The sequence below is a fragment of the Treponema sp. JC4 genome, from assembly GCF_000260795.1.
GTDB lineage: Bacteria > Spirochaetota > Spirochaetia > Treponematales > Treponemataceae > Treponema_D.
The window spans coordinates 1-4,752 of record NZ_AJGU01000071.1 but is presented as its reverse complement, the minus strand read 5'-3'; the positions used below and the strand labels follow the sequence as shown (position 1 = coordinate 4,752).

Annotated in this window: 5 protein-coding genes; all 5 read right to left on the bottom strand. The window is 38.7% G+C overall.

The genetic code is table 11. The annotated features are described in order from the left end of the window. A partial coding sequence (gene ruvA / locus MSI_RS12905) for a Holliday junction branch migration protein RuvA (protein ID WP_039924986.1) occupies positions 1-401 on the bottom strand: 401 nt, incomplete at its 3' end. A 12-nt stretch (positions 402-413) separates the two neighbouring features. Then, a complete protein-coding gene (gene ruvC, locus MSI_RS12900; protein ID WP_009107827.1) occupies positions 414-959 on the bottom strand; it encodes a crossover junction endodeoxyribonuclease RuvC in 546 nt (181 codons plus the stop codon). A 50-nt stretch (positions 960-1,009) separates the two neighbouring features. Next, complete coding sequence (locus tag MSI_RS12895; protein WP_009107819.1) at positions 1,010-1,753, bottom strand: YebC/PmpR family DNA-binding transcriptional regulator; 744 nt, start codon at positions 1,751-1,753, stop codon at positions 1,010-1,012. Positions 1,754-1,833: 80 nt separating this feature from the next. Beyond that, a complete protein-coding gene (locus tag MSI_RS12890; RefSeq protein ID WP_009107817.1) occupies positions 1,834-2,250 on the bottom strand; it encodes a PUR family DNA/RNA-binding protein in 417 nt (138 codons plus the stop codon). Between the two features lie 146 nt (positions 2,251-2,396). After that, on the bottom strand, positions 2,397-4,412 hold the full coding sequence (locus tag MSI_RS12885) for a PP2C family protein-serine/threonine phosphatase (protein WP_009107815.1): 2,016 nt from the start codon (positions 4,410-4,412) through the stop codon (positions 2,397-2,399). Between the last annotated feature and the right edge of the window lie 340 nt (positions 4,413-4,752).

Genomic DNA, 4,752 nt, shown 5'->3' with positions numbered 1-4,752 from the left:
AGTTTTAATTTTCCCTTAAGGGCAAGCATCATCTTGGCAGCAGTCTTTTTACCAACGCCCGGAATTTTTTCAAGCATTTCAACATCGCCGCGTTCAAGAACGTCATTTAAGCGGCCGCTGGAAACAGAACTCATGATTTTTACAGCGCCCTTTGGCCCTACTCCGTCAACTTTTAAAAGATCCAGAAAAACAGAACGCTCATCTGCACTTGCAAAGCCATAAAGACTCATAAGATTTTCTGTATGCTGAAGCCAGGTAAAAACCTTAGCCTCGTTTCCGACAGGAGGAAGAAGCTCAAGGTTTGAATCAGGAACACAGATATCCCATTCAATTCCATTATTATCTAAAAAAAGCTGCTTAGGAAATTTCCCCGTTATGATTCCAGTAATTGAGTTGAACATAAGCTTATTATACTAGGAAAGAGAGTTAAAATGTAAGTGTGTTATCGCACCGGCAAGGGCGTCGGCGGCGTGGTCGGGCTTTGGTTCTGTTTTAAGCCCTAAAAGGATTTTTACGTAGCGTTCAACAAGTTCCTTATCTGCCTTGGTAGTTCCGGTAACGGCCTGCTTAATCTGATTTGGCTGATATTCACCAAGCTTAATGCAATGCTGGGCAAGGCAGAGAGTTACTACACCGCGGGCTTCCGCAACTCCCATGGCAGAGGTAACATTTTTTGCAAAAAATAAAGTTTCCATGCCCGCTTCGTCAGGCTTAAACTCGTCGATTACAGCACAAAGACGGTTATATATAGAAAGAAGTCTCTCGCCATGAGGCTGCTCTGCCTTTGTTGTAATACAGCCGTAGCTTACCATGCGGTATTTTCCATCACAAAAATCCACTACTCCGAAACCGGTATTCGCAAGCCCAGGGTCAATACCAAGCACACGGCGGATATTTTTTTTAGGAAGAGAATTATCGTTATTTTTAATGGTGCCCGGAAGGCTTTCAAAGTTTTGCATAAAAAAAATAGCCCGCTGTTTAGGCGGGCTTTTGAAACTAGGAGAGAAGATTACTCTTCTGGCTCGAAGTCATCTGGGAATTCAGCAGTGTGGTAAACGTTCTGAACATCATCGTTGTCTTCAAGTTTATCAATCATCTTCTGAACTTTTGCAGCTGTATCTTTATCAACTGGCTGGTAAGCATCTGGAACAAGACCAACATCAGCAGAAAGTGATTCAAAGCCTTTTTCGTTCAATGCATCAGCAACAGCAGCGAATGCATCAGGACTTGTTGTTACAGTGATTACTCCGTCTTCGTTTACGATATCATCAGCACCAGCTTCCAAAGCAACTTCCATTACTTCGTCTTCTGAAACTTTTTCTGCATCGTATTCAATTGTACCTTTGCGCTGGAACATACGAGAAACAGAACCAGTAGTTCCCAAGTTTCCGCCGTTCTTTGTAAAGATGTTACGGATATCAGCAGCTGCACGGTTTTTGTTATCTGTAAGAACTTCAACCATTACAGCAACTCCACCTGGAGCGTATCCTTCGTATACCAATTCTTCGTAAGATGTTGCACCGTCTTCACCAGTACCTTTCTTGATTGCGCGCTCGATGTTGTCTTTAGGCATGTTAGCAGCGCGAGCCTTAATGATGATTGTACGGAGACGTGGGTTAGAGTTAGGATCACCACCACCCATACGTGCAGCAATAGAAATTTCCTTAATGAATTTTGTAAAAATCTTACCGCGCTTTGCGTCGGCGATTCCTTTAGCGTGTTTGATTGTCGCCCATTTACTGTGTCCTGACATGGGGAACTCCTTATATAAAATTAGTTTACTGAATTAATAGTTTAATTTACCATATTTTAGAAAATGTTTCAATGAAGAGATTAGTCATCCTCTTTTGATTTTTTTGAAACAACATGTACACGACCTGATTTCTTTACAGGTGGTTCATAAGGAGGAAGTTCCTCCTCTTTTGATTTAAGATGAACAATTTTTTTAGAAGCTTTAGCGCCAGCACCGAATTTTGCTTCCTTAGCAGCTTTCTTTTCTCTTGCAGCCTTCTGACGAGCCTTGCGGTCCTTTTCAATAAATTCAAGTGATTTTTCCATTCCCTGAAGGAATTTCTGCATATCCTCAGAAAAAACAGCAATCTGATGACGGTCAGCTTCTGCACCATCACGGTTTTTACTTTCTACAATCTGCAAAAATACATCGCCAGTGCGGTTTTCTTTAACGTTGAAAAAATATGAGCGATTATCAAGATAGATTTGAGTTGTGAAAAGTTCTCCACGTGCTCCCATGTTATTACCTCTTTATATTAGTTTAAGTTTCCGATGAACAGGCAAGGGAAAGCACGAAAATGAAGAACCTTCCCTTGTGATGTGAGTCATTACATTACCATATTATAAAAATTAATGCAACGAATTTTAGATTTTCGATTATCATCTTATTTCTTAACAATAACAATCATTGTCAGGTCGTCTTTGATTTCGGCGCCTTCGGTGTATTCTTTGAACTCACCCAAAACCTGATTAAGTTTTTCCTGGGCAGAATGACCTGTAGCGTGTTCAAAGGCAGTTTTAATTCGGTCTGTACCAAATTCTACACCGTTTACATCCTTTGACTCGTAAAGACAGTCTGTATAAATGATGATTGCATCTCCAGGACTCATCTTAAATTTGATTCCGGTATACTCAACAGGAATATTTTTAATACCAATAAGACCACCAGAAGACTCCTTTCCGGCAATTGCAGCCATACTTGTTTTTCCTGCCGCATTACGGAAGAACATAGCCGGATGTCCACCATTTACATAATAAACATGATCGTCTTCAAAGCGAAGAAGAATACCGGTAAGGTAGTTTTCTACATCACCCTTATCTTCTGCAATCTTATTACTGATAATGCTCATAACAGAAGCAAGAGGCTTATTCATATTATCAACTACTTCCTTAGAAATAATTGATTTTGCAAGCATTGTAACAAGACCAGCAGCGATACCGTGACCAGAAACATCAAAGAGTGCAGCGCCAGAAAGACGGTTACCGGTTTTATAGAAATCAAAAAGGTCTCCAGAAACACCGGCCTTTGGATTAAAGGTAAAGGCAACATCATAATCACTTGTAATTGGTGCAGTTCTAGGATAGAAGCTCTGCTGAACATATACGGCAAGTTTCATATCATCTGCAGCCTGCTTATTTGCCGCAGCAAGAGCCTCATTTGCTTCAGAAAGTTCGCGGGTTCGGTCATTTACCTTCTGTTCAAGGTTGGCATTCAAATCTTCAGCTTCATTACGGGCAGCTGTAAATTTACTTGCAAGAATGAACAAAAGCATGATGATTACAAGCATCCAGCCGTACATGGAAATATAAGGAAGCGCATACCATTTAAATACGTTATGCATAAGATCAAGGAAGATAGCCAGAATAAATGGAGAGAAACCGATTAAAAGAGGACGAACATCCTGACGGTTCTTTCTGAAAGCCCTGATCATTGTTATGGCAATAAATACCAGCTGAGGCAAAAGAAGGAGCTGACAGAAATTCCACATATTTCTTAATACAGGATAATTTGGAGCAAGTAAAAGAATTACAATAGGAAGTCCTACAAGAATTCTTCTTATATATTTTACAAGTCTTGAATCCTTATAACCCAAAAATACTTCAACAAAGGAGCCTACAAAATAAATCAAAAGGAAAGGCAATGAATAAGAGAAGATTTTCTGGAAGGTAAGGAAGTTAAGACCTTTAAAAGGTAAATCCGGTAAATCATCAATGTAGAAAACACAAAGATAGAAGGCAGTAACGATATTAACAAAAGCGAAGAGGATATTTTCGCGGTCTTTCGGACGCTTTACAAAAATAAGAATATGATAAGCAGCAATTACCAGCAGGGCAAATGCACACAAAGCATAAATAGTTCCGTTCCAGAATCTTTCACGTTTATAAGTATGCTCAACCTTATCTGAATCAGCAATATAAGGAACAGGACTTGCTACCACCGAACCTTCACCATTAATCCAGATTTTAATGGTAAGTTCGTTTTCTGCACCTTTTTTGATAATACCGCTTGGAATATTATAGGCGCGTACTTTATTCCATGAACTCCACTCCTGAGGAGGAAAGTAACCTCCGGTTCCAATCAGGCTTCCGTTGAAATAGGTTTCATCTGCCATTGTGATACGGCCAAGATAAACAGACAAATCCGTATCAGAAATATTTGCAGGAATTGTTACTACATTTTTCAACCAAATATAGCCAATTCCATTTTCCAGAAGAGGAGGAAGATTTGCAAGGTTTGCAGGAGGAAGAGTTGTCCATCCGTTTTTTCCACTTTCGTCTAAAGTATAAGTCCAGTCTTTATAAAGATAAATTGCGCTGCTTTCATTCTTTTTTTTGCAGCCAGTAAAACAAGACAGAATCAAACTGAACAAAACTAAAATCATAAAATTTGATCTTTTCATAAGTCCCTCTATTCATGAGTGTTAATCTATTACTCTGATAGTAACACTATCACTTTAAGATTACAATACTTTATATTTGATGTCAATTCAATTTATTTTTACAAATTAAACTTTCCATTTTATAATTATAATACATCATTATAACTGAGAGGTGCATTATGAAGCAAATTAAAGTTACATTTTTCAACAACTCAAAAGTAATCTCAGAAACTACTGTTGAAGCTGGAACTCAGATTTTTTAAGGTTTTAGATAATTTTAACTTATCACCAGAGGAAACTGCAAATGTCGTAGGTGTAAAACTAAATAATGAAATCTGTTCTCTGGAAAAGCGAATTCAGT